23 protein-coding genes are annotated in these 22,956 nt (G+C 71.4%); 4 read left to right on the forward strand and 19 right to left on the reverse strand.

The window, feature by feature from the left end; translation table 11 throughout:
- Positions 1–34: 34 nt before the first annotated feature.
- Positions 35–778: an FAD-dependent thymidylate synthase gene (gene thyX, locus AB0B66_RS17500; RefSeq protein ID WP_360530220.1), complete on the reverse strand. Its 744-nt coding sequence runs from the start codon at positions 776–778 to the stop codon at positions 35–37.
- 177 nt (positions 779–955) lie between these two features.
- Between thyX and AB0B66_RS17505 the strand changes: the two genes are divergently transcribed.
- Entirely contained in the window at positions 956–1,441 is a 486-nt protein-coding gene (locus tag AB0B66_RS17505) for a toxin-antitoxin system HicB family antitoxin (RefSeq protein ID WP_360530137.1), read from the forward strand.
- A gap of 16 nt (positions 1,442–1,457) precedes the next feature.
- Positions 1,458–2,270, forward strand: a complete 813-nt coding sequence (locus tag AB0B66_RS17510; RefSeq protein WP_360530140.1) for a DUF4097 family beta strand repeat-containing protein — start codon at positions 1,458–1,460, stop codon at positions 2,268–2,270.
- A gap of 244 nt (positions 2,271–2,514) precedes the next feature.
- On the opposite strand, the gene AB0B66_RS17515 is transcribed toward AB0B66_RS17510, so the two are convergent.
- Together AB0B66_RS17515 and AB0B66_RS17520 are read right to left on the reverse strand one after the other, a co-directional pair.
- On the reverse strand, positions 2,515–3,033 hold the full coding sequence (locus AB0B66_RS17515) for a DUF2752 domain-containing protein (protein ID WP_203693928.1): 519 nt from the start codon (positions 3,031–3,033) through the stop codon (positions 2,515–2,517).
- Positions 3,030–4,220, reverse strand: coding sequence for a crosslink repair DNA glycosylase YcaQ family protein (locus AB0B66_RS17520; protein WP_360530223.1), 1,191 nt, complete (start codon positions 4,218–4,220; stop codon positions 3,030–3,032). Before AB0B66_RS17520 ends, AB0B66_RS17515 begins: the two co-directional genes overlap by 4 nt.
- A 165-nt stretch (positions 4,221–4,385) precedes the next feature.
- Between AB0B66_RS17520 and AB0B66_RS17525 the strand changes: the two genes are divergently transcribed.
- The gene (locus AB0B66_RS17525) at positions 4,386–4,916 is read left to right on the forward strand and encodes a GNAT family N-acetyltransferase (RefSeq protein ID WP_360530144.1); all 531 of its coding nucleotides are present in this window, start codon (positions 4,386–4,388) and stop codon (positions 4,914–4,916) included.
- On the opposite strand, the gene AB0B66_RS17530 is transcribed toward AB0B66_RS17525, so the two are convergent.
- Positions 4,827–6,059 (reverse strand): glycosyltransferase 87 family protein, encoded by a 1,233-nt coding sequence (locus tag AB0B66_RS17530; RefSeq protein WP_360530147.1) that lies wholly within the window; start codon positions 6,057–6,059, stop codon positions 4,827–4,829. The genes AB0B66_RS17525 and AB0B66_RS17530 overlap by 90 nt on opposite strands.
- A 49-nt stretch (positions 6,060–6,108) precedes the next feature.
- On the opposite strand from AB0B66_RS17530, the gene AB0B66_RS17535 reads away from it, so the two are divergent.
- Positions 6,109–6,681 (forward strand): GNAT family N-acetyltransferase, encoded by a 573-nt coding sequence (locus AB0B66_RS17535; protein ID WP_203693930.1) that lies wholly within the window; start codon positions 6,109–6,111, stop codon positions 6,679–6,681.
- A 140-nt stretch (positions 6,682–6,821) separates the two neighbouring features.
- Here the strand turns inward: AB0B66_RS17535 and dapB are convergent, their stop codons facing one another.
- The 15 genes from dapB to infB all read right to left on the reverse strand — a co-directional run.
- Complete coding sequence (gene dapB / locus AB0B66_RS17540; protein ID WP_360530150.1) at positions 6,822–7,577, reverse strand: 4-hydroxy-tetrahydrodipicolinate reductase; 756 nt, start codon at positions 7,575–7,577, stop codon at positions 6,822–6,824.
- A 161-nt stretch (positions 7,578–7,738) separates the two neighbouring features.
- Positions 7,739–9,130 carry a pitrilysin family protein gene (locus tag AB0B66_RS17545; RefSeq protein WP_360530153.1) on the reverse strand — a complete coding sequence of 464 codons (1,392 nt, stop codon included), beginning with the start codon at positions 9,128–9,130 and terminating at the stop codon, positions 7,739–7,741.
- Between the two features lie 98 nt (positions 9,131–9,228).
- The gene (locus AB0B66_RS17550; RefSeq protein WP_360530156.1) at positions 9,229–11,550 is read right to left on the reverse strand and encodes a polyribonucleotide nucleotidyltransferase; all 2,322 of its coding nucleotides are present in this window, start codon (positions 11,548–11,550) and stop codon (positions 9,229–9,231) included.
- A gap of 230 nt (positions 11,551–11,780) precedes the next feature.
- Complete coding sequence (gene rpsO / locus AB0B66_RS17555) at positions 11,781–12,050, reverse strand: 30S ribosomal protein S15 (protein ID WP_203693934.1); 270 nt, start codon at positions 12,048–12,050, stop codon at positions 11,781–11,783.
- A gap of 230 nt (positions 12,051–12,280) precedes the next feature.
- Positions 12,281–13,216, reverse strand: coding sequence for a bifunctional riboflavin kinase/FAD synthetase (locus tag AB0B66_RS17560; RefSeq protein WP_360530160.1), 936 nt, complete (start codon positions 13,214–13,216; stop codon positions 12,281–12,283).
- Positions 13,216–14,127 (reverse strand): tRNA pseudouridine(55) synthase TruB, encoded by a 912-nt coding sequence (gene truB / locus AB0B66_RS17565; RefSeq protein ID WP_360530163.1) that lies wholly within the window; start codon positions 14,125–14,127, stop codon positions 13,216–13,218. The genes AB0B66_RS17560 and truB overlap by 1 nt, the downstream gene beginning before the upstream one ends.
- 11 nt (positions 14,128–14,138) lie before the next feature.
- Positions 14,139–15,467 (reverse strand): MATE family efflux transporter, encoded by a 1,329-nt coding sequence (locus AB0B66_RS17570; protein ID WP_360530167.1) that lies wholly within the window; start codon positions 15,465–15,467, stop codon positions 14,139–14,141.
- A 5-nt stretch (positions 15,468–15,472) separates the two neighbouring features.
- On the reverse strand, positions 15,473–16,249 hold the full coding sequence (locus AB0B66_RS17575) for a hypothetical protein (RefSeq protein ID WP_360530170.1): 777 nt from the start codon (positions 16,247–16,249) through the stop codon (positions 15,473–15,475).
- A 516-nt stretch (positions 16,250–16,765) separates the two neighbouring features.
- Positions 16,766–16,984, reverse strand: a complete 219-nt coding sequence (locus AB0B66_RS17580; RefSeq protein ID WP_360530173.1) for a DUF6186 family protein — start codon at positions 16,982–16,984, stop codon at positions 16,766–16,768.
- Positions 16,981–17,388: a hypothetical protein gene (locus AB0B66_RS17585; RefSeq protein ID WP_360530176.1), complete on the reverse strand. Its 408-nt coding sequence runs from the start codon at positions 17,386–17,388 to the stop codon at positions 16,981–16,983. The genes AB0B66_RS17580 and AB0B66_RS17585 overlap by 4 nt, the downstream gene beginning before the upstream one ends.
- 66 nt (positions 17,389–17,454) lie before the next feature.
- Complete coding sequence (locus AB0B66_RS17590; protein ID WP_360530179.1) at positions 17,455–18,489, reverse strand: bifunctional oligoribonuclease/PAP phosphatase NrnA; 1,035 nt, start codon at positions 18,487–18,489, stop codon at positions 17,455–17,457.
- On the reverse strand, positions 18,486–18,974 hold the full coding sequence (gene rbfA / locus AB0B66_RS17595; protein WP_203693942.1) for a 30S ribosome-binding factor RbfA: 489 nt from the start codon (positions 18,972–18,974) through the stop codon (positions 18,486–18,488). The genes AB0B66_RS17590 and rbfA overlap by 4 nt, the downstream gene beginning before the upstream one ends.
- A 305-nt stretch (positions 18,975–19,279) precedes the next feature.
- Entirely contained in the window at positions 19,280–19,573 is a 294-nt protein-coding gene (locus tag AB0B66_RS17600; RefSeq protein ID WP_360530182.1) for a DUF503 domain-containing protein, read from the reverse strand.
- 21 nt (positions 19,574–19,594) lie between these two features.
- Positions 19,595–20,611: an SAM-dependent methyltransferase gene (locus AB0B66_RS17605; RefSeq protein ID WP_360530185.1), complete on the reverse strand. Its 1,017-nt coding sequence runs from the start codon at positions 20,609–20,611 to the stop codon at positions 19,595–19,597.
- A gap of 155 nt (positions 20,612–20,766) precedes the next feature.
- A partial coding sequence (infB, locus tag AB0B66_RS17610) for a translation initiation factor IF-2 (RefSeq protein ID WP_360530188.1) occupies positions 20,767–22,956 on the reverse strand: 2,190 nt, incomplete at its 5' end.

The raw sequence follows: 22,956 nt of genomic DNA on the forward strand, positions 1-22,956 counted from the left end.
ACCTAGCGGAATACGACGGGGGCCATCGTGGCCCTCAGGACTCCCAGGTGTAGACGCTGGAGGCGATCTCCGAGCCGTCCGGCAGGGCGCTGATCGAGAAGTCACCGAACACGCTCGGTGCGAGTTTCTGCAGCTCGCGGAGGGTGGTGATGGCCAGCTCGCGGATCTCCACGTCGGCGTGCTCGGTCGCCCGCATGGCGATGAAGTGCCGCCACGCGCGGTAGTTGCCGGTGACCACGATCCGGGTCTCGGTGGCGTTCGGGAGCACCGCGCGGGCCGCCTGACGGGCCTGCTTGCGCCGCAGAGTGGCGTTCGGCACGTCCGCGAAGGTGGCCTCCAGGCCCTCCAGGAGCTCGTTGTACGCCCGCACCGCGGCCTCGCTGGCCTCGACGAACTTCTTGTGCAGCTCCGGGTTGGCGGCGATCACCTCGGGCTCGACCATGGCCGCGTCGCGCTCCGGAACGTAGCGCTGGGACAGCTGGGAGTACGAGAAGTGCCGGTGCCGGATCAGTTCGTGCGTGAAAGAACGTGAGACGCCCGTGAAGTAGAACGTCGCGGTGCCGTGCTCCAGCACCGACAGGTGGCCCACCTCGAGGATGTGGCGCAGGTAGCCCTCGTTGGTCGCGGTCGCCGGGTTCGGCTTGGACCAGGACTGGTAGCAGGCCCGGCCGGCGAACTCCGCCAGCGCCTGGCCGCCCTCGGCATCGGTGTCCCACGGCACGTCGGCCGGGGCCTGGAAGTTCGTCCAGGCGATCAGCTGCACGGAGGGCTTCACCATCTCAGTCACACGCGCCAGCTTAGCGTTTCGCGGCCGCCGGCCCGCTGGCGGGATATGGCCGCCATTGTCCGTAAGGCGATAGCGGTCGGCCGTCTCGCTGACACGACATCGGGACGGCGTCGCAATGACATCAGGTTGACACTTGTGTGATGTCATTAATGACGTCATAGTGATGTCATGGACCTGTCCCCGTACCTCGAGTCGCTCCGGCGGGATCTCGCCGCCGCGGCCGCACCGGCCGGCGACGACGTCGCCCGCACCGCCGAACTGCTGACCCTCGCCCTCGACGCGTCAGCCCGGCTCTGCCTCATCGAGGTGCTGGCCGACGCGAGCGCCGAGATCACCACCAAGCTCGACGGCCCGACCGTCGAGGTGCGTATCCGGGGGCGGGAGGCCGACCTGGTCGTCACCACGCTCGCCGCCCCGGCGCACGAGACGCCCCTCGCCGCGCCCGACCCGCTGCTCACCGAGGGCGGCGACCAGGCCCGGCTCACCCTGCGCCTGCCCGAGCAGCTCAAGGAGGCGGCCGAGCGGGCCGCCGCGGCCGAGGGCATCTCGGTCAACTCCTGGCTGGTGCGCGCCACCGCGAACGCGCTGCGCCCGGTCACCCCACCGCCCACCTCCCACCTCGGCCGCCGGGTCACCGGCTGGGCCCAGGCCTGACCCCAAGGAGCCGACCATGAACCAGACCTTCCCCTGCACCGGCACCATCCGGGCCGACCTGCGCGTCGCCGCCGGCCGCCTCGAGGTCGTCGCCTCCGACCGCGACACCGCCACCGTCAGCGTCACGGCGATGGACAACAGCGAGTCCAGCGCCGAGGCGGTACGCGAAACCAAGATCAGTTTTGTGGAGGGCCGGCACCTGCTGGTCCAGGCGCCTGAGCACGGCGGCTGGCGGCTGTTCCGCCGGGCCCGCATCCTCGTCCGCGTCGAGCTGCCCACCGGCAGCGCGCTGAACGTGAAGATCGCCTCCGCCGACGCGGTGTGCGAGGGCACCTACCACGACGCGGTGGTGAGCACCGCCAGCGGCGAGATCACCCTGGGACCGGTGACCGGAGACGTCACCGTCAAGAGCTCCAGCGGCGACATACGCCTGAGCACGGTCGGCGGCAACCTGCACGCCAGCAGCGCCTCCGGCGATGTGCGCACCGGGCAGATCGGCCGCTCCGCCACCGTCAACACCGCCAGCGGCGACATCGAGCTCGCCGGCGTGGTCGGTGACGCGCGGGCCACCACCGCGTCCGGGGACATCGTCGTCGGGGTCGCCCGCGGCGGCGAGGCCAGACTGAACTCGGCCAGCGGCGACATCACCGTCGGCGTCGCCGCCGGGACGGCCGTCTGGCTCGACCTGAGCACCGCCGCGGGGCGCACCCGCAGCGATCTGAACATGTCTTCGACCGCACCACCCGCAGAGACCACCGGCGGCACCCTCAGCCTCAAGGTGCGCACCGCCTCCGGCGACATCACCCTCCGCCGCGTCGTCCCCGCCTGACCCCGCACGACGATCCGCGCGTCCCCGTCGACCTGCGCGTTCACCAACCACCGCGCACCGTCGACCGCTCGCCGCTCGCCGGTCGCCGGTCGCCGGTCGCCATAGACGCTGGCCTATCACATCGACTCCGAGGCACGGAAAGTCGACGGGATAGGCCAATGTCGATGTCAACTGCGGCCGCCGGCCACGAACCAGCCCGGACGTGGTCCGGCAGGCCGCGCCCGAGAGCGGCGGGCGCGCTCGGTCAGACGAAGAAGTACGTGAACGGGGCCCAGGGCAGGTTGCGCAGCACCATGAAGACCGCCCACGCGCCCAGGAACCAGGCGAGGTGCTTGGGAGTGATCTTGAGCTGGGGCAGCTTCCACTTGAAGGTGGTGTTGCCCGCCCAGGCCACGTACATGTAGATCAGGAACGGCACGGCGAAGACGAACATGATGTGGTGGCGGGCCGCCGCGGGCAGGTCGCCTTGCATCAGATACCAGGCGGCGCGGGTGCCGCCGCAGCCCGGGCAGTCGAAGCCGGTCAGCATCTTGACCAGGCAGGTCGGCGTCGCGTTCGCGCCGACGTTGGCCGGGTCGGCCAGCTGGGTGTAGGTCAGCGCGCCGCCGATGCAGGCCAGCGCCGCCAGCGGGCCCGCCCAGACCGGCGTATGGGCGCGCAGCCAGTCGGTGAACCGGGTGATCCGGTCGGCCGGCGGAGGCGTGAAGGGGTCGCCCGCGAACTGCGGGCCGTGCGGGTTCACAGCGGCGGAGGCCTCGGTCACAACACCGAACTTACACTGCCCCGCATACCCGCGTCGGCGAGCGCGTCAGCCAGATCGCCGCGCTCGGGCGCGGCCACCTCGCCCAGTCCCAGCCAGGCCGCCAGCCTGCGCAACTCGACCGCGAGGGCCTCGGCCGTGGCGTGCTCGTCGACCCCGGGCTCGGCCCAGGCGGCGGGCACCCGCAGCACCCCGGCCCGCCGGTCGGCCTTCAGGTCCACCCGGGCCGCGAACCGGTCCCCGTGCAGGAACGGCAGCACGTAGTAGCCGTGCACCCGCTGCTCCTGGGGCACGTAGATCTCGATGCGGTAGCGCAGGTCGAACAGCCGCTCGGTGCGCGACCGTTCCCAGATCAGCGGATCGAACGGGCTGACCAGCGTGGACACCGCGACCTTGCGGGGCAGGGCGGCGTCGCGATGCCGCCACGCCTTGTGCTTCCAGCCCTTCACCTCGGTGGGGATGAGCACCCCGGCCTCGGTCAGCTCGGCGATCGCGGTGCGGGCCCCCGCCAGCGGCAGCCGGAAGTAGTCGCGCAGCTCCGGTTCCGCGGCCACGCCCAGGCCGCGCGCCGCGATCTCGACGAGCGCCCGGTACGCCGCCGCCGGCTCCGGTGTCGGGGTGTTCATCACCGCGGCGGGCAGCACCCGCTCGGTGAGGTCGTACAGCCGGGCGAACTGGCTGTTCCGGCCCGCCGAGGTGATCTCGCCGGAGTAGAACAGCCACTCCAGCGCCTTCTTCACGTCCGACCAGTTCCAGCCCCAGTTGTCCTTGGGCTTGGGCACGTCCTGCTCGATCACGGCGGCGGTCACCGGGCCCCGGTCGCGCACCTCCCGCAGCACCCACTGCACCAGGTCCGGCCGCTGCGCGGCGATGTTGCGCGGCCCGCCCCAGACGCCCTGCGCGGTCGCCATGCGCCACCGCATCAGCGGCTGCAACTCGACCGGCAGCAGCGACGCCTCGTGTCCCCAGTACTCGAACAGCCAGCGCGGCCGGCGGGCGCTCGCCCCGTCCAGCACCGACGGGTCATACGACCCGATCCGGCTGTACGCGGGCAGGTAGTGCGCCCGCTGCAGCACGTTCACCGAGTCGATCTGCAGCAGCCCCGTGCGCCCCACGACCTTGCGCAGCTGCCGCGCCCCCACCGGCCCCTTCGGACCCCGGTCCGCGAACCCCTGCGCCGCCAGCGCCATCCTCCGCGCCTGCACCACCGTCACCGTCTCCACGCCGCCCGACGCTACCCCGCTCCCCCGACGACTTTAAGAAAGGAAGGGCACCTTGCCATCGCCATACGTAGCGGAAGGGCACCTTCTTAACGGTTTGCGCCAGGTGAGCAGGCTTTCCTAGGCTCGGCGACCATGGGGATCACCGTCCGTCCCGAGACGCCGACCGACTGTGCGGCCGTCGCGGCACTGCACATACGCGCCTGGCAGGTGGCGTACGCCGGGATCGTGCCCGACCACGTGCTCGGCGCCCTCGACGTGGCTGCCCGCACCGCCTGGCGGCTCGAACGGCTCGCCGACCCGGACAGCCCCTTCCACAACCTCGTCGCGCTCGACGGCGACACGGTCACCGGCTTCGTCTGCCACGGCCCCTACCGCGCCCAGGAACTGGACGGCAGCCCGCTGCAGCCGGAGTACGGCGAGATCCTCGCCATCTACGTGCACCCTGACCGCTGGGGCACCGGCGCGGGCGACGCCCTGCTGCTGGCCGCGCTGGACGCGCTGCCGCAACCCGAGGTGCGGCTGTGGGCGCTGTCGGACAACCACCGGGCGCTGCGTTTCTACGCCCGGCACGGGCTACACCCGGACGGCCTTCGGGCGACGTACCGGCCCACCGGCAGCGACGTCGACATCCCCGAGCTGCGCTGCACCCTCCGGCGCGGCTGACCCCGCTGCCAGCGGCGTGCAGCACAGCAGCGCCAGGCACACCCAGACGTACAGGTTCGAGCCGAGCAGCGTGCCGACCCCGCCGACCTCGCCCTCCCAGAGCCAGACCACCCGGCTGGACAGGATCGCGTACGACACCGCGGCCAGTCCCAGCAGCGACCACCGCCGCCGACTGCCCGGCTCGGCGGCGAAGCCGCGCTCGACCAGCAGCACGAACGCCGGGATCAGCCAGACCAGGTGGTGCACCCAGGTGACCGGGCTGATCAGCACGCCGATGATGCCGGTGAAGGCGAGCCCCGCGACCTCGTCGCCCCGCGCCACCGCCGCGCGGGAACGCACGAACCACACCGCCAGCACGGCCAGGACCAGCACCGCCCACAGCGCCTTGCTCGGGTGACCCGCGGTCAGCCGGGCCACCACGCCCTGCAGCGACTGGTTCGAGATGAACGACAGCACGCCGACCCGGTCGGTGTCCCACAGCGCGCTGGTCCAGAACTCGCGCGAGGCGTCCGGCGCGACCGCCGCCGCGCCCAGCGTCGCCGCCGCGGCCGTGCCGCTCGCCACCGCGGCGGCCCGCCAGCGCTTCGTGATCAGCAGGTACACGATGAAGATGCCCGGGGTCAGCTTGATCGCCGTGGCCAGGCCGATGCCCACGCCGCCCCACCTGCTGCCCTTACGCGTGAACAGCAGCAGGTCCGCCGCGACCAGCCCCAGCAGCAGCATGTTGACCTGGCCGAACAGGAACGTCTCGCGCATCGGCTCGTACACGGTGACCAGGCACAGCGCGACCGCCACCACGAACCACGGCGTCCAGCGCTGCGCGGCGATGACCGGGCCCAGCAGCAGTCGCAGCAGCCACCAGGTCACCAGCGCCGTCGCCACCGAGCTCACCACGATCGCGGCGGGCCAGGACAGCAGCGCCATCGGCAGCATGGCCAGTGCCGCGAACGGGGGGTACGTGAAGCCGTACGTGCTGTAGGGCCGAACGAAGTCGTAGATCTCGCCACCGCTGGTCCAGAACCGGACGGCGCCGTAGTAGACGTTGAGGTCGAAGAAACCGTGCCGCTGCGCGAAGAGCGCGACGAACACCAGCGACGCGACGGCCAGTGCCGACACGGTCGCGATCTGCCGTCCGCGGCTCAAGCTCAGACCTCCTGATCAGTGCCCGGATGGGCTCGGTACGCTTCGGGGCGTGGCAGTCGGGTTCGTCCGACCGGCGCGTCCTGACGACGCCGGCGAGATCGCACGTATCCAGTTGGCGACCTGGCGGGTCGCCTATCGCCGGGTGCTGCCCAAACACGTCCTCGACGAGATCGACGAGGCGTTCCTGGCGCAGCGCTGGCTCGACGCGGTGACCACGCCCCCCAGCGCCCGCCACCGGGTCCTCGTCGCCGTGGAGCAGAACGCGGTCGAGCAGGCTGTCCAAGAATACGTGGTGGGATTCGCCGCCTCCGGTCCCTTCGACGACGGGGCGCTGGCCGCGGACGAGGATCACACGCCCGACCGCGAGAATGTGGCGGCGATCACGGACATGCTCGTCGAGCCCCGCTGGGGCCGCCGCGGCCACGGCAGCCGGCTGCTGGCCGCCAGCGTCGACCTGTGGCGCGGCGACAAGTTCGACAGCGCCGTGTGCTGGGCCTTCGACGCCGACGCCGCGACCCGCAAGTTCCTCACCTCAGCCGGCTGGGCCCCTGACGGCGCCACCCGCGCCCTCGACGTCGACGACCTCCTGGTCCCCCAGCTCCGCCTCCACACCACGCTCTGACCCACCCCCACCGCGTTGATCATGAACTTATGGCAGTGTTCGACGGCGCGTCGCTGCCCTAACTTCATGATCAGCCAAAACCACACCGCCACAACGATCGCGACGATCTTGCGCGAACGTTGTGGCGGTGTGGGAGTGGGTTAGAGGAGGTGGTTGAGGCCTAGGGTGAGGCCGGGGCGGTTGACTACCTCGCGGATGGCGAGGAGGACCCCGGGCATGAAGGAGACGCGGTCGAAGGAGTCGTGGCGGATCGTCAGGGTCTCGCCGGTGGCACCGAAGAGGACCTCCTGGTGGGCGACCAGACCGGCGGCGCGCACGCTGTGGATGCGTACGCCCCCGACCTCGGCCCCGCGGGCACCGGCCATCTCGTCGGTGGTGGCGTCGGGCATCGCCGCCTTGCCCGCCGCCTTGCGAGCCTGCTCGATGAGGCGGGCGGTGTGCAGCGCGGTGCCACTGGGGGCGTCGACCTTCTTCGGGTGGTGCTGCTCGATGATCTCCACCGAGTCGAAGTAGCGGGCCGCCCGCTCGGCGAACTCCATCATCAGCACCGCGCCGATGCCGAAGTTGGGAGCGATCACCACGCCGACCCCGGGCTTCTGGTCGAGCCAGCCCTTGACCTGCGCCAGGCGCTCATCGGTGAAGCCGCTGGTGCCGACCACCACGTTGATGCCCTGGTCGATGCACCAGTGCAGGTTGTCCATCACCACGTCGGGCGTGGTGAAGTCCACCACTACCTGCGCACCGGCGTCCGAGGCGTTGAACAGCCAGTCGCCCTGGTCGATCATCGCCACGAGGTCGAGGTCGTCGGCCTGGTCGACGGCCCGGCACACCTCGATGCCCATCCGGCCCCGGGCACCCAGCACACCGACCCGCAGCAGCTCCACGTCATCAGTCACGCGCCCCAACCTAGCGGATCAGACCGCCTCGCCCGCGCCAACCACGCCCTTCTGGGATGCCCGCCGACCGGTGGTCGCCAGCCAACACTTGATCATGAACTTGTACCCACGACACACCGCCGACCCGTGCCATAAGTTCATGATCAAGTGCGCAAGAAAGGTCAGAGCTGGAAGGCGGTCTCCTCGAAGGGGCCGACTACCGCGAGGGACATCGGGGTGTTGAGGATCTTGGCGGCTATGTGGTTGACCTCGTCGAGGGTGACGGACTCGATGCGGCGGAGGAGTTCGTCGACGGACATGAGGTCGCCGTGCAGGAGTTCGCCCTTGCCTAGGCGGCTCATCCGGGAGCCGGTGTCTTCCAGGCCGAGGACCAGGGAGCCCTTGAGCATGCCCTTGCCGCGGCGCAGTTCCTCGGCGGTGATGCCGTGGGCGGCGGCGTCGGACAGCTCCTGGCGGATCAGGGCGAGCACCTCCTCGGCCTTGGCGGGGGCACAGCCGGCGTACACCGCGAACGTGCCGGTCTCGGCGTACTGCGAGGTGTAGGAGTACACCGAGTACGCCAGCCCGCGCTTCTCGCGGACCTGCTGGAACAGGCGGCTGGACATGCCGCCGCCGAGCACGTTGTTGAGCACCCCGAGCGCGAACCGGCGCTCGTCGTGGCGGTGCAGGGCCGGGCCGCCGAGCACCAGGTGGGCCTGCTCGGTGTCGTCAGGGCGCACCAGGGTGGCCGGGGCGCGATGCTTGACCCGCGAGTGCGGCGAACGGGTCGGCTCGGGTGAGGCGGCCACGGCGTCGCCGAGCGGAGTGCCCGCGAACGCCTCCCGGACCTGCTTGACCACGGTCGCGTGGTCGAGGTTGCCCGCGGCCGCGACGACGATCACGGGCGGGGCGTACCGCCGCCGGTAGAAGCTGTTGATCTGCTTGCGGGTCATCGGCGTGATCGTCTCTACGGTGCCCGAGATCAGCCGGCCCAGCGGGTGGTCGCCGTACACGACCTCGGCGTGCAGGTCGTGCACCTCGTCGCCAGGCTCGTCGGCGTGCATGGCGATCTCTTCGAGGATCACCCCGCGCTCGGTCTCGACGTCGGCCTCGGCCAGCACCGAGTCGGCGACCGCGTCGCACATGACGTCGATGGCCAGCGGCAGGTCCTCGTCGAGCACCCGCGCGTAGTAGCAGGTGTACTCCTTGGCGGTGTACGCGTTGGTCTCGCCGCCGACCGCCTCGATCTGCGCGGAGATGTCCAGCGCGGACCGCTTGCGGGTGCCCTTGAACAGCAGGTGCTCCAGGAAGTGCGAGGCCCCGCCGAGCTGGGGCGCCTCGTCGCGCGAGCCGACCCCGACCCAGATGCCGAAGGTCACGCTGCGCATCGCGGGCACGGCCTCGGTGAGGATGCGCATCCCGTTGGGCAGCGTGGTACGCCGCACCGTCCCGCCCAGCGGGTCGCTGTCGACGGTCCGGGTCACCGCCCGCGAGCCGCCCGTGGGGCGGGTGGCGGGGACCGATCCGGTGGGCTGCGGCGCGGGCTCGCCGCCGGTGGTGAAGGCAGAAGACATGGGCGGCACAGTTCCTCAACGGCGGGTAACGGGCACAGCCCGCAGGGAAGGAGTCCTTCCCCGCGGGCTGTGTTCTAGCTGTTCTTGCTGGTCACCGACTAGTCGCGGCGCTGGGTGCGCCGACGCTCGCCGCCCTCGCGGGCCGGGCGGTCGCCGCCCTCGCGGCGCGGGCCGCGGTCGCCGCCCCGGTCGCCGCCGCGCTCGCCGCCCTCGCGGGGCGCCTTGTCGCTGACGATCGGGTTGCCGTCGGGGCCGATCTTGTCCAGGTAGACCTTGCCGCGCGCGTCGATGTCGGCGATGACGACCTCGACCTTGTCGCCGACATTGAGGAAGTCCTCGACGCGGTCGACCCGCTTGCCGTCGCCCACCTTGGAGATGTGCAGCAGACCGTCGCGGCCGGGCAGCAGCGAGACGAAGGCGCCGAACGCCGCCGTCTTGACCACGGTGCCCAGGAAGCGGTCGCCCACCTTCGGCAGGGTCGGGTTCGCGATGGCGTTGATCCGGTCCACGGCGGCCTGGGCCGACGGGCCGTTGGTCGCGCCGACGTAGATCGTGCCGTCGTCCTCGATGGAGATCTCGGCGCCGGTCTCGTCCTGGATCGCGTTGATGGTCTGGCCCTTGGGCCCGATCACCATGCCGATCTTGTCGACCGGGATCTTGACCGAGGTCACCCGCGGGGCGTACTCGCTCATCTCACCCGGGGCGGCGATGGCCGCGGCCATCACACCCAGGATGGTCTGGCGCGCCTCGTGGGCCTGCTGCAGCGCGGCGGCCAGCACGTCCGACGGGATGCCGTCGAGCTTGGTGTCCAGCTGCAGGGCGGTCACGAAGTCCGGCGTGCCGGCGACCTTGAAGTCCATGTCGCCGAACGCGTCCTCGGCGCCGAGGATGTCGGTCAGCGTCACGTACTGGGTCTTGCCGTCCACCTCGTCGGAGATGAGGCCCATGGCGATGCCGGCGACCGGGGCCTTCAGCGGCACACCGGCGCTCAGCAGCGACATCGTCGACGCGCAGACCGAACCCATCGAGGTCGACCCGTTGGAGCCCAGCGCCTCCGACACCTGCCGGATGGCGTACGGGAACTCCTCGCGCGCCGGCAGCACCGGGATCAGGGCCCGCTCCGCCAGCGCGCCGTGGCCGATCTCGCGGCGCTTCGGCGAGCCGACCCGGCCGGTCTCACCGGTCGAGTACGGCGGGAAGTTGTAGTTGTGCATGTAGCGCTTGGTCTTCGCCGGCGACAGCGTGTCCAGGGCCTGCTCCATGCGCAGCATGTTCAGCGTGGTGACGCCCAGGATCTGGGTCTCGCCCCGCTCGAACAGCGCCGAGCCGTGCACCCGCGGCAGCACCTGCACCTCGGCGGTGAGCTGGCGGATGTCGCGCAGCCCGCGGCCGTCCATGCGCACGCCGTCCCGCAGCACGCGGTTGCGCACCTCGGACTTGGTCACCGACCGGAACGCGGCCGAGACCTCCTTCTCGCGCCCCTCGAACTGCGGCGCGACCTGGCCGACGACCTTCTCCTTGACCAGGTCGAGGGCCTCTTCGCGATCGGCCTTGCCGGCGATCTTGAGGGCCTCGGCGATCTCGGAGCCCGCCGCCGCCTTCACGGCCGCGTACACGTCGTCCTGGTAGTCCAGGAACACCGGGAACTCGGTCACCGGCTTCGCGGCGACCGCGGCCAGCTCGCTCTGCGCCCGGCACAGCTCGCGGATGGCGATCTTGGCGGCCTCCAGGCCGCCGGCCACGATCTCCTCGGTCGGCGCCTGCGCGCCGCCCGCGACCAGCTTGACGGTGTTCTCCGTCGCCTCGGCCTCGACCATCATGACGGCGACGTCGCCGTCCTCCAGCGCACGGCCGGCGACCACCATGTCGAAGGTGGCGCGCTCCAGCTCGGCGTGGGTCGGGAAGGCCACCCACTGGCCGTCGATGTGCGCCACGCGGGTGGCGCCGATCGGGCCACTGAACGGCAGGCCGGACAGCTTGGTGGACATGCTGGCCGCGTTGATCGCGACCACGTCGTACGGGTGCTCCGGGTCGAGCGAGAGCACCGTCTCGACGACCTGGACCTCGTTGCGCAGGCCCTTGACGAACGACGGCCGCAGCGGCCGGTCGATCAGGCGGCAGGTCAGGATGGCGTCCTCGCTGGGACGGCCCTCACGGCGGAAGAACGAGCCCGGGATGCGACCCGCGGCGTACATCCGCTCCTCGACGTCCACCGTCAGCGGGAAGAAGTCGAAGCTGTCGCGGGGCTGCTTGCTGGCGGTGGTCGCGGAGAGGACCACCGTGTCGCCCAGCTGGGCGATGACGGAGCCGGCGGCCTGTCGGGCCAGCCGTCCGGTGGAGAAAGTGACCTCACGGGTGCCGAACGACCCGTTGTCGATCACTGCTTTGCTGGTCTGTTCGCCGAGGTTGTGCTCGGTCATGAAGCTGTGTGCTCCTTCTGTCGCGGCACGTGCCGCCCGTTGCCGGTAGGACAGTCGGTCTTCGATCGAAGCGCCCGGAGCTCGCTCCGGACACCACTACCGAGGACCGACCCAAACCGGCCGGCCTGGGTGTGTTGCTTGCGCCAGGCCCGGTGTTCCTCCCGACGGCGGGTCCGTGCCAGGTGTATTCAAACGTCGGGGGAGCGACTGGCGCCGCTCCCCCGTCAGAACTATCGGCGCAGGCCGAGGCGCTCGATGAGCGCACGGTAGCGGGCGATGTCCGACTTCTGCAGGTAGGCCAGCAGCCGCTTGCGGCGGCCGACCAGCAGCAGCAGACCACGACGGCTGTGGTGGTCGTGCTTGTGCTGCTTGAGGTGCTCCGTAAGATCCTGGATCCGCTTGGTGAGGACCGCCACCTGGACCTCCGGCGAACCGGTGTCACCTTCGACGGTGGCGTAGTCCGCCATGATCTGGGTCTTGACTTCAGCGTCGAGCGCCATGGTCTCCCTAACTGTGGGTTCTGTGCCACCCGATATCCCGCGGCGTCGTGCAGGCATACCAGGCCGACACCGGTGACCCGGTGTCCCCTCCAGGCTACCAGTCGGTGAGACACCACCCCGGCGGGATACGCAAACTACGCGTTCCTCGCCGCGGGCGAGCTGCTGCAAGATCACTGTTTCCGGTCATGATCTGCGTTCGGAACGCAGATCATGACCGGAAACGACGATCTTCACGGCTGCGGCACGCCCAGGACGGCGCGGGTGCGGGCGACGTCATCGTGGATGGCCTCGACCAAGCCCTCGACGCCGTCGAACTTCAGCGTCGGGCGCAGGTGGCTGACGAAGTCGAGGGCCAGGCGCTCGCCGTAGAGGTCGCCGGAGAAGTCGAGCACGTACGCCTCGACGCGCCGGTCCTGTCCGGCGAACGTGGGGTTCGTCCCGATCGACACCGCCGCGGGCAGGCGCTCGTTGCCGCGCACCAGCCAGGCCGCGTACACGCCGTCCGCGGGCACCGCCGCGTACTTGGCGACCATCAGGTTGGCGGTCGGGAAGCCGATCTCGCGCCCGCGCTGGTCGCCGCGGACCACGACGCCCTCCAGCCGGTGCGGGCGGCCCAGCACCGCCGCGGCCGCCTCGACGTCACCGGCGTCCACGCAGGCCCGCACGTACGTCGAGGAGTAGACGGTGCCGTCGCCGGTGACCAGCGGGGCCGACTCGACCGCGAAGCCGAACGTGCGGCCGAGCTTGGCCAGCAGCTCCACGTCCCCGGCCGCCTTGTGGCCGAAGCGGAAGTTCTCCCCCACCACGACCAGCGCCGCGTGCAGGTGCTCGACCAGCACGTCGTGCACGAACCGGTCCGCGTCGAGTTTCGAGAAGTCGAGCGTGAACGGCTGCACGCACAGCACGTCGACGCCCAGGCCCGCCAGCAGCTCGGCCTTGCGCTGCGGGGAGGTCAGCATCGCCGGGTGCGAGCCGGGCCGCACCACCTCGGACGGGTGCGGGTCGAAGGTCAGCACCACGGCGGGCAGGCCCATCTCACGGGCCCGCTTCACCGCGTGGCCGATGGTCTGCTGATGCCCGGTGTGCACGCCGTCGAAGACGCCGATGGTGACGACCGCGCGGCCCCAGCCGCCCGGCGCCGCGTCGTACCCCCGCCAACGCTGCATCACTGCTCGCCTCCCACCAGGACGATCTCCGCCTTGGCCCGGCCGCCGCGCTCCGACATGACGGCGAGCGCGGCCCCGTCCGGGCCCACCACACCGTACGGCCCGGCCTGGCCGACCGCGGGCAGCGGCCCGCCGTGCGACACGATCTTCGCGGCGTCGGCGTCGACCGTGCGCACCGGCATGGCGCGGCCCAGGGCCTGCGCCAACGGCAGCGCCACCGGGTCGGCGAGCTCCGCGAGCTGTTCCAGGGTGTACGCCTCGGCGAGGGTGAACCCGCCCACGGCCGTGCGCCGCAGCGCGATGAGGTGACCACCGACACCCAGCGCGGCGCCCAGGTCACGGGCGATGGCCCGGATGTAGGTGCCCGACGAGCAGGCCACCTCGACGGCGACGTCGACGACGTCTTCGGTCCGGGTGATCTCGGACACGTCGATCCGGGAGATGGTCACCCGGCGCGCGGGCAGCTCGACCTGCTCGCCCTGGCGCACCCGGTGGTACGAGCGCACCCCGTTCACCTTGATCGCGCTGACCGCCGACGGCACCTGGTCGACCTCGCCCGTCAGCGCGGCCAGCCCGGCTCGGATCTGCTCGTCGGTGACGTGCCCCGCGGGGGTGGTGGTGGTGACGTCGCCCTCGGCGTCGTCGGTGACCGTGTCCTGCCCCAGCCGGATCACGCCCCGGTAGACCTTGGCCGTGCCCACCACGTACGTGAGCAGCCGGGTGGCCTTGCCGACGCCGAGCACCAGCACCCCGGTCGCCATCGGGTCCAGCGTGCCGCCGTGGCCGACCTTGCGGGTGCCCGCGATGCGGCGCACCCTGGCCACGACGTCGTGCGACGTCATGCCGCCCGCCTTGTCGACCACGATCAGCCCGTCGGTCACCGGGCGCTGTTCCCTCTTCCCACTGCTCACAACAGACCAGCCTAGGGCGAGGTGGGAACCGGGCTCGGCACGGCCCAGCCGCCGGTGCGCATGCGCAGCAGCAGCGCCACGAAGCGCACCACCATGAACGCGGTCAACCCGGCCCACACCCCGGGCAGGCCGAGCCGCAGGTAGTACGCCAGCCAGGTCAGCGGGAGGAAACCGGCCACCGCGGCGATGATGGTCAGATTGCGCAGGTACGCGACGTCGCCGGCGCCGATCAGCACCCCGTCGAGGGCGAACACCAGCCCGCCCAGTGGGAGCAGCACCAGGAACCACGGCCAGATCAGCGCGGTCTGCTCCCATACGGCGGGATCGTCGACGAACAGCGCGGGCAGCACGGCCACGCCCGCGCCGAGCACGACGGCGAACGCGACCCCGCACCAACCGCCCAGCCAGGCGACGCGGCGGGCGGTGCGCTTGGCCGCGGGCGCGTCCCCGGCCCCCAGCTCCGCCCCGACCAGCGACTGCGCGGCGATCGCCACCGAGTCCAGCACCAGCGCGCTGAAGAACCACAGCTGCAGGGCGATCTGGTGGGCGGCCAGCGCGGCCGCGCCGAACCGGGCCGCCACCGCCGCCGCGGACAGGAAGCAGGCCTGGAAGGCCGCGCCCCGCACGATCAGGTTGCCGTTGACCGACAACTGGCGGCGCAGCACGTGCCAGTGCGGCGCGAGCGGCACCCGCTCCACGACCAGCGCCCGCAGGAACAACCCGCCCGAGGCGGCCTGCGCAACCACGTTGGCCCAGGCCGAGCCGACCATGCCCCAGCCCAGCCCGTACACCAGCAACGGGCACAGCACGGCCGAGGCGAGGTTCGCGCCGAGCACGTACCGCAGCGGGCGGCGGGTGTCCTGCACCCCGCGCATCCAGCCGTTGCCGGCCATCGCCAGCAGGATGAACGGCGCGCCCAGGCAGGCGACCCGCAGCCACAGCTCGGCCTGCGCGGCGACCTCGGCGGACTCGGGGCCGTTGCCGGACAGCGCCCGGGTCAGCGGCCCGGCGAACAGCTGCGCCGCGACGACCAGCGCCAGTCCGGCGAGCACGGCCAGCCAGGACGCCTGCACGCCCTCCTGCACGGCCCCGGCCCGGTCGCCCGCTCCGAAACGGCGCGCGGCCCGGCCCGTGGTCCCGTACGCCAGCACGTTGCCGAGCCAGACGGCCAGCCCGAGCACGGTGCCGGCCATGCCGAGCGCGGCCAGCGGCACCCGGCCCAGGTGGCCCACCACGGCGGTGTCGACCAGCACGTAGAGGGGTTCGGCGGCCAGCACCACCAGCGCGGGCAGCGCGAGTGACGCGATCCGGCGGTAGTCGGTCGCGGATTGCTGTCGCACAGCGGTCACGGTACTGCCGCGGCGGGCTCCAGGCCCGAATCGGTGACCGGTTCGACAGCCGGCCCGGGGGCGGCCAGGTAGTCCCTGCGGCGGCGGGCGAGTTCGGCGGGCGCGCCGATCGCGGTCCGGTCCTCGGGCACGGCGGCGTAGTGCCGCAGCAGGTGGAGGAGGAACGCCCGGTCGACGTCGAGCGGGTTGAGCGGGGCGCGCACGGTCCCCAGCCCTCGGCCGGGCACGTCCACCGCGAGCGACAGCTCGTCGGCCAGCCCTGAATTCGTCACCCGCACCCCGGTGAGCTGGGACCACGGCACTCGCCGCGTGCGGAGGCGACGGACGAGCACGGCACCGGGCGTGAGCGCGACCCGTGCCGGGCGCAGTCCTGTCAGCACGGCGAGCAGCAGCGCTCCGACGGCCACACCGTCAGCGCCCAGGCCCCACGCGTACCCGGCGAGCGTCAGCAGGTAGGCCGGCGCCGCGAGGCTGCGCGGCGAAGCCGCGGTCACGAAGGCCGCCGGGGCCAGCGGGGCCAGCACCGGCGCATGGCGCAACCGCCACAGCGGGCGTACGGCGAGGTGATGGCCGACGACGATGGCCAGTGCCACCGCGCCGGACAGCAGCTGTCCGATCCAGACGTCGTCCGGCAGGCTCGCGACGACGGCGGCGGCCGGTAGGCCTGCGCTGCCGGCGACCCAGGCCGCGATGCGCTGCCGACGGGTCTGCAGCGCCAGGTCGGCGAGGATCTCGTCGATGGCGGGGGCCGCCGGCGCGGCTGTCGTGGACATCACGACAGCGTAGACGCAGCGATCACCCCGCCGGGTCCCCGATTCTTGCGGGGTGGACTACTGCCGGGTGTCCATGGAGGTCTGCAGGGCGCGACGAGCCTGCTCGCGCTCGCGCTCTTCCTCGGTGGGCTGCGGCTGGGGCTTCTTCGACGTGGGCATGGCACGGTCCTTCCAGAACAACAACGGGTCAACTTCGTCGCGCGGTCGCGTCAGGGACGCGCCGTGCTCGTCTAGTCCGCCGCCGCTCTCGGGATCGCCGAGCTATATCGCCGGTGTGACTGCCGCGGAGCCGCAGGTCGTTGTGGACCACAGGCGGTACCGCTAGAGGCAAAACTATCGTTCAGGTCCACATCCTGCACAGCTGTTCCCACATCACGGAACGTCAAGCACACGACACCCCTGCTGAACGTCTCCTTAACGCACGACCAGTCGGATATATCCGTTTGCTGATCCATCACACCGGGACAGACTCGGCGCGGCTCATGATCGTGACGGGGCCGCGGGCGGCCGGCATCGTCAGCGGGCGAGGAAGTGCCAGCCGAGCCAGAACCAGAAGCTCAGGAGGGCTAGGCGGCCGACCGGGATGCCGCCGATGTCGTAACGCATGACGAGGGCGGATACGTCGCCGATGGTCGGGATGCGGGAGTCCGGGCGGCGGGCGGCCCATTCGACGGCGAGAATCGCGAGGCCGGCGAGCACGAACCCGGCGATGGCGAGCAAACGGGTCAGGCTCATCGGCGCACCAGCCCCCAGAAACCGGCGAGCCAGCCGAAGTACGCCATGGACCGCAGCAGGTAGCCGTCGAGCAGCGGGTCGGCCAGCAGGGACAGCGTCGGGTAGTCGTGCGTGGAGCCCATGGCGAAGGTGACGATCTCGGCGATCGCGAACACGCCCACCGGGACCAGCCACCACGCCACTCCGGGCAGCAGGGCCACCGGCGCGGCCCGGCGCGGCAGGCGCGAGGACAGGCCCGCCAGCATCAGACCGCCGCCCAGCGCCAGCACGTACAGGTTCGCGGCCAGCGAAAACGAGGGAAGCAGCCCGCCGATCAGCGCGAACGGGACGAACACCGGCAGCATGACCTGTGCCCGCGCCCAGGGCGACACCGGCTCGACGGTGAGCTCAGGACGCTGTTCCATGACCTGATTGTGCTCCGTTGACCGGTCTTCCGGGAGATCTTTCCACCCGGAAGCCGGTCTTGGTGATCAGCCCTGCGCCGCCAGGCGCCCGCGTACCGCGTCGATGATCTCTTCGGCGGTCCCGTGGCCGGTGAACCCGGCCGCCAGCCGGTGCCCGCCGCCGCCCATGGCGACCGCGATCAGGCTCACGTCCGCGCCGCCCTTGCTGCGCATGGAGACCGCCCACTCGGTGGGCGCGACCTGCTTGAGCAGCAGCGCCACGTCGGCCTCGGCCACGCAGCGCACCGAGTCGATGAGCGCCTCCAGCACGTACGGCGGCTGGTCGTGCTTGGCCAGGTCGGCCAGCGTCGCCACGGCGTACACCAGCCCGCGCCCGCCCGCCGACGCCGGCTCCAGCTGGGCACGGCCCATCACCTCGCCGAACAGGCGCACCGCGCCGAACGGGCGGCTGTCGAAGATCCGGCGCGAGATGGCCCCGACGTCGATGCCCGTGGCCACCAGCCGTGCCGCGAGCTCGTGCACCTCGGGCGTGGTCAGGTCGAACTTGAACGAGCCGGTGTCGGTGACCAGGGCGATGTACAGGCACTCGGCCATGTCCCGGTCCAGCGGCACGTCCAGGCGGCGCAGCAGTTCCGCGGCGACCACCGAGGTAGCGGCGGCGAACGGGTCGACCAGCGACACCTTGCCGAAGCCGGTGTTGGAGGCGTGATGGTCCAGCACCAGGCTGACCGTCGCCGTCTCCAGCCGGTCCACCAGCGCGCCCAGCCGCGACTCGCTGGCCGCGTCGAAGGTCACCAGCAGGTCCGGGGCCGGGTCGGCCTCGGACTCGGGGATCAGCAGGTCCATCGCCGGCATGTGCAGCGGCTCCGGCACCGTGAGCGGGCCGGGGAAGGTGCACTGCAGCGAGGTCACGCCGAGCCGGCGCAGCCCCTGGGCGAAGCCCAGCATGCTGCCCAGCGCGTCACCGTCGGGGTTGACGTGGCACACCAGCAGGACCCGGGCCCCCGGCCGCAGGCCGGAACGCACCGCGTCGACCGCGGCGGCCCAGTCCTGCTCGGTCGGGCGGCCCGTGGTCCCGGCGGCCGGCGTGGTCGCCTTCACCGCTGAGCTGCCGCGCGCAGCGCCGGCTCGTCCTCGTCATCGTCGTCCGACGAGCCCTCGTCGTCGTCTTCCTCGACCTTGTACGGCTGCGCCTCACCGGCGTACGCCGCGCCCGCGGCCAGCTGCTGCACCTGCTCGTCGCGCTGCTTCGCCTCGGCGAGCAGGTCGTCGATGTGCTTCACGTGCTCCTGCACGTCGTCGGAGACGAACGCCAGCGACGGCGAGTGGCGCAGGCCCAGCGCCCGGCCCACCACACCGCGCAGCATGCCCTTCGCGCTCTCCAGCGCGGCGGCGGTGCCGGCCTGCTCCTCGGCGTCGCCGAGCACGGTGTAGAAGACGGTCGCCTCGCGCAGGTCGGCGGTGATCCGCGCGTCCGTGATCGTGATCATCCCCAGCCTGGGGTCCTTGATCTGGGTACGAACCGCCGATGCGACGAGCTCTCGCACTCGCTCCGCATGCTTGCGAACCTTGGCCGGATCAGCCATCACGTCACCTCCGCGACCGACGACCACGGCGCGCCCGCGCCGACTCACGCCGGCCGCGGTGACGAGCCAGGGTCGAAACCAACACCATGACACTACCCGCCGGGCCCGACCCTCATTCGTGGGAGCGGAGCCCGAGCACGTGCTCCAGCCCAGAGGCTGTGATCACGAATACACCGGCACCCGACCATGGGCACCGGTCCTCGCCGCGCTTTCGATCGACGTTGGCCCATGACATCGACTTTTCGGCGATCGGAGTCGATGTGATAGGCCAACGTCGATGGCAAGTGGGCCGCGGCGCGCCCGACTCAGTCGTCGTCGCCGTACCAGCGGCGTTTGACCGAGAGGACCTCGACCTCCGGGCGGCCCACCACCAGGCGCTCGCAGTTGTCGAGGACCTCGTTGACGTGGGCCGGGTCGGCGGCGACCACGGCCACCCCGATCTCGGCGCGCCCGTGCAGCTCCATGGCCCCGACCTCGGCGACGGCCACCTCGTACTTCTTCAGCGCCGCGATGATCGGACGGATGTACGACCGCTTCTCCTTCAGCGACCGGGAGTCCCCGGGCAGGAGCAGGTCGAAAACGGATGTTCCGGTATGCACGAGCGATGACAGTACGCCAGGTCACACCTTGCGGGCCACCAGAATGTCCCGGGTGATGGCCTGGTCGACGCGGTGCTCGAAGCCCTCGTAGTCCACGGCCTCCAGGCCGTGCTCCTCCAGCAGGTCCAGCGCGTCCTCGCGCGGGGCCACGTGGGTGTTCCAGGAGATGCCCAGCGCGCCGCCGGGGCGCAGCAGGGACGACCAGCCCGGCAGCGCCTCCTCCAGCAGCTCCTGCGGGCCGCGGGACAGGCCCTTGGCGCTGCGGCTGCCGTGGACCACCCCGTACGGCAGGTCGGCCGCGATCACGTCGACCGAGTTGCCCTTCAGCAGCGCCCGGGACTGGATCGTGTCCGCCTCGAACAGCGAGAGGTGCTGCGGCTGGTCCCGCACGTCGCCGATCCGGGCGTCGAAGCGGCGGCCGAGCCGCTTGCCCTCGCGGCGCAGCGGCGTCATGTCGGTGGTGTGCTTGATCCGCTTGTTCTTGAGCCAGGTCTTCAGGAACGCGCTGTACGCCTCGACGTCCTTGCCGTCGAGCTCGATGCCGACCGCGTCCCAGCCGTACATCAGCGCCTGGTTGAGCGTGGTGCCCCGGCCGGCGACCGGGTCGAGCACGGTGAACCGCTTGGTGAGCAGCTGATCGGCCCAGGACGTGGCCAGCACGGTGACGTTGAGCAGCAGCTTGGTGAAATGCTCGTTGGTCTTGCCGGCGTACTTCTGGATGGTGATCAGGTCGTCGTCGAAGCGGTCCAGCGACGGCTCGCCCAGCGGCCGCAGCAGCCCGCCCTCGACCATCTCGAACAGGGCGTACGCCGACGACAGGTTCGCCAGCACCCGCAGCTCGTCGACCCCGAGCGTGCCGTCCTCGACCTCGAACGTCAGGTAGGGCCGTCCCGCGAACTCGACGACCTCGGCCGGCTCGATCCGCCCGCCCAGCGCCCGCTCGGAGAACACCGCCAGCTCGGCCGCCATCAACTCGGGCGCCGACTGCGTGTAGACCCGGTTCGCCGACGGCGCCACCAGAAGCCCGTACCTAGCCACCTGTGCCAACTCCCTCCGCCGCCTTCTCAACGACGATCAAGCCTGAACTGTTGTCCGCTCACTGCGCCTGAGCTGCTACCCGCGCACGCGCGGACACGGAGCGGGGCGGGACTCCGGTGCCGAACAGCACCGGGGCCCCGCCCCGCGTCACGGGATCACACCCGCGGCTTCTCGCGCATCTCGTAGGTCTCGATGATGTCGCCCACCTGCAGGTTGTTGTAGCCGCCCAGGGTCAGACCACACTCGAAGCCCTCGCGGACCTCGGTCGCGTCGTCCTTGAACCGCTTGAGCGAGCTGATCGAGGCGGTCTCCGCCACGACCGCGCCGTCGCGGACGACCCGCGCCTTGGCGTTGCGGCGGATGAGACCCGACCGGACGATGCAACCGGCGATGAGACCCACCTTGGACGAACGGAAGACCTCGCGGACCTCCGCCGAACCCAGGGCGTGCTCTTCGTACTCCGGCTTGAGCATGCCCTTGAGGGCCGCCTCGATCTCCTCGATGGCCTGGTAGATGACCGTGTAGTAACGGATCTCCACGCCGTTGCGCTCGGCCAGGTCGCGTGCCTGGTCCATCGGCCGCACGTTGAAGCCGATGATGATCGCGGTCGAGTTCGCCGAGGCCGACGCCAGGTTGACGTCGTTCTCCGTGATCGCACCGACGCCGCGGTGGATGATCCGAAGCTGGATCTCCTCCGGGATCGGCAGCGCGACCAGCGCGTCCTCCAGTGCCTCCACGGAACCGGAAACGTCGCCCTTGATGATGAGGTCGAGCGAGGTGCGCTCGCCCTCCTTGATCTTCTCGAGCAGGTTCTCCAGGGAGACCCGGCCGCGCAGGCTCGCCTGCTCGGCCGCCCGCTTGCGGGCCTGGCGCTGCTCGGCGATCTGGCGAACGGTCCGGTCGTCGTCGGCGGCCAGGAAGGTGTCACCCGCACCCGGCACCGCGGTCAGACCGAGCACCATGACCGGACGGGCGGGGCCCGCCTCGGCCAGCGGGTGGCCGTTCTCGTCGAGCATCGCCCGGACGCGACCGTAGGCGTTGCCCGCCACGATCGAGTCGCCGACGTTCAGGGTGCCCTTCTGCACCAGGACCGTCGCGACCGGGCCGCGGCCCTTGTCGAGCCGGGCCTCGATGGCCAGACCCTGGGCGTGCCCGTCGATCGGAGCCAGCAGCTCCAGCGACGCGTCCGCGGTCAGCAGCACCGCCTCCAGGAGGCCGTCGATGTTGAGACGGCTCTTGGCGGAGATGTCGACGAACATGGTCTCGCCGCCGTACTCCTCGGCGACCAGGCCGTACTCGGTCAGCTGCTGACGCACCTTGCCCGGGTTGGCCTCCGGCTTGTCGACCTTGTTCACCGCGACCACGATCGGCACGTCGGCCGCCTTGGCGTGGTTGAGCGCCTCGATCGTCTGCGGCATGACGCCGTCGTCGGCCGCCACGACCAGCACGACGATGTCGGTGGCCTGGGCGCCACGGGCACGCATGGCGGTGAACGCCTCGTGACCCGGGGTGTCGATGAACGTGATCGCCCGGTCTTCGCCCTCGTGCTGAACGTGCACCTGGTACGCGCCGATGTGCTGGGTGATGCCGCCGGCCTCGCCCTCGACCACGTTCGCCGACCGGATCGCGTCCAGCAGCTTGGTCTTACCGTGGTCGACGTGACCCATGACGGTCACCACCGGCGGCCGGCTGACCAGGCGCTCCTCGTCGATGTCGGCGTCGAGGTCGATGTTGAAGCGCGCGAGCAGCTCGCGGTCCTCGTCCTCGGGGCTGACGATCTGCACCTCGAAGCCGAGGTGCTCGCCGAGCAGCATCAGCGTCTCGTCCGTGCACGACTGCGTCGCCGTGACCATCTCGCCCAGGTTGAACATCTCCTGGACGAGCGAGCCCGGGTTGGCGTTGATGCGCTCGGCGAAGTCCGACAGCGACGCGCCGCGCGGCAGCCGGAGCTGCTGCCCCTGGCCACGCGGTGCGCCCGAGCTCATCGTGGGCGCGGACAGGTTGTCGAACTCTTGACGCCGCTGCTTCTTGGACTTGCGGCCGCGCGACTTGCCGCCGCCACGACCGAACGCACCGGCAGCGCCGCCACCGCGGCCGCGACCGCCGGCACCGCCACCCGGACGGCCTGCGCCACCCGCCGGCGGGCCACCGGTGCCACCACCGGGACCACCGCGGTAACCGCCGCCGCCACCGGGCGCGCCGCCACCGGGACGGAAGCCCGTGCCGGCGCCACCGCCGCCACCGGGACCGCCACGGAAGCCGCCACCGCCGCCTCGTCGGCCCCGGCCAGGTGCGCGACCGCCCAGTCCGCGGCCGCCGCGGCGTTGCGCAGCGACACTCCGACG

It is taken from the genome of Catellatospora sp. NPDC049111, from assembly GCF_040648615.1.
Classification (GTDB): Bacteria; Actinomycetota; Actinomycetes; order Mycobacteriales; family Micromonosporaceae; genus Catellatospora; species Catellatospora aurea.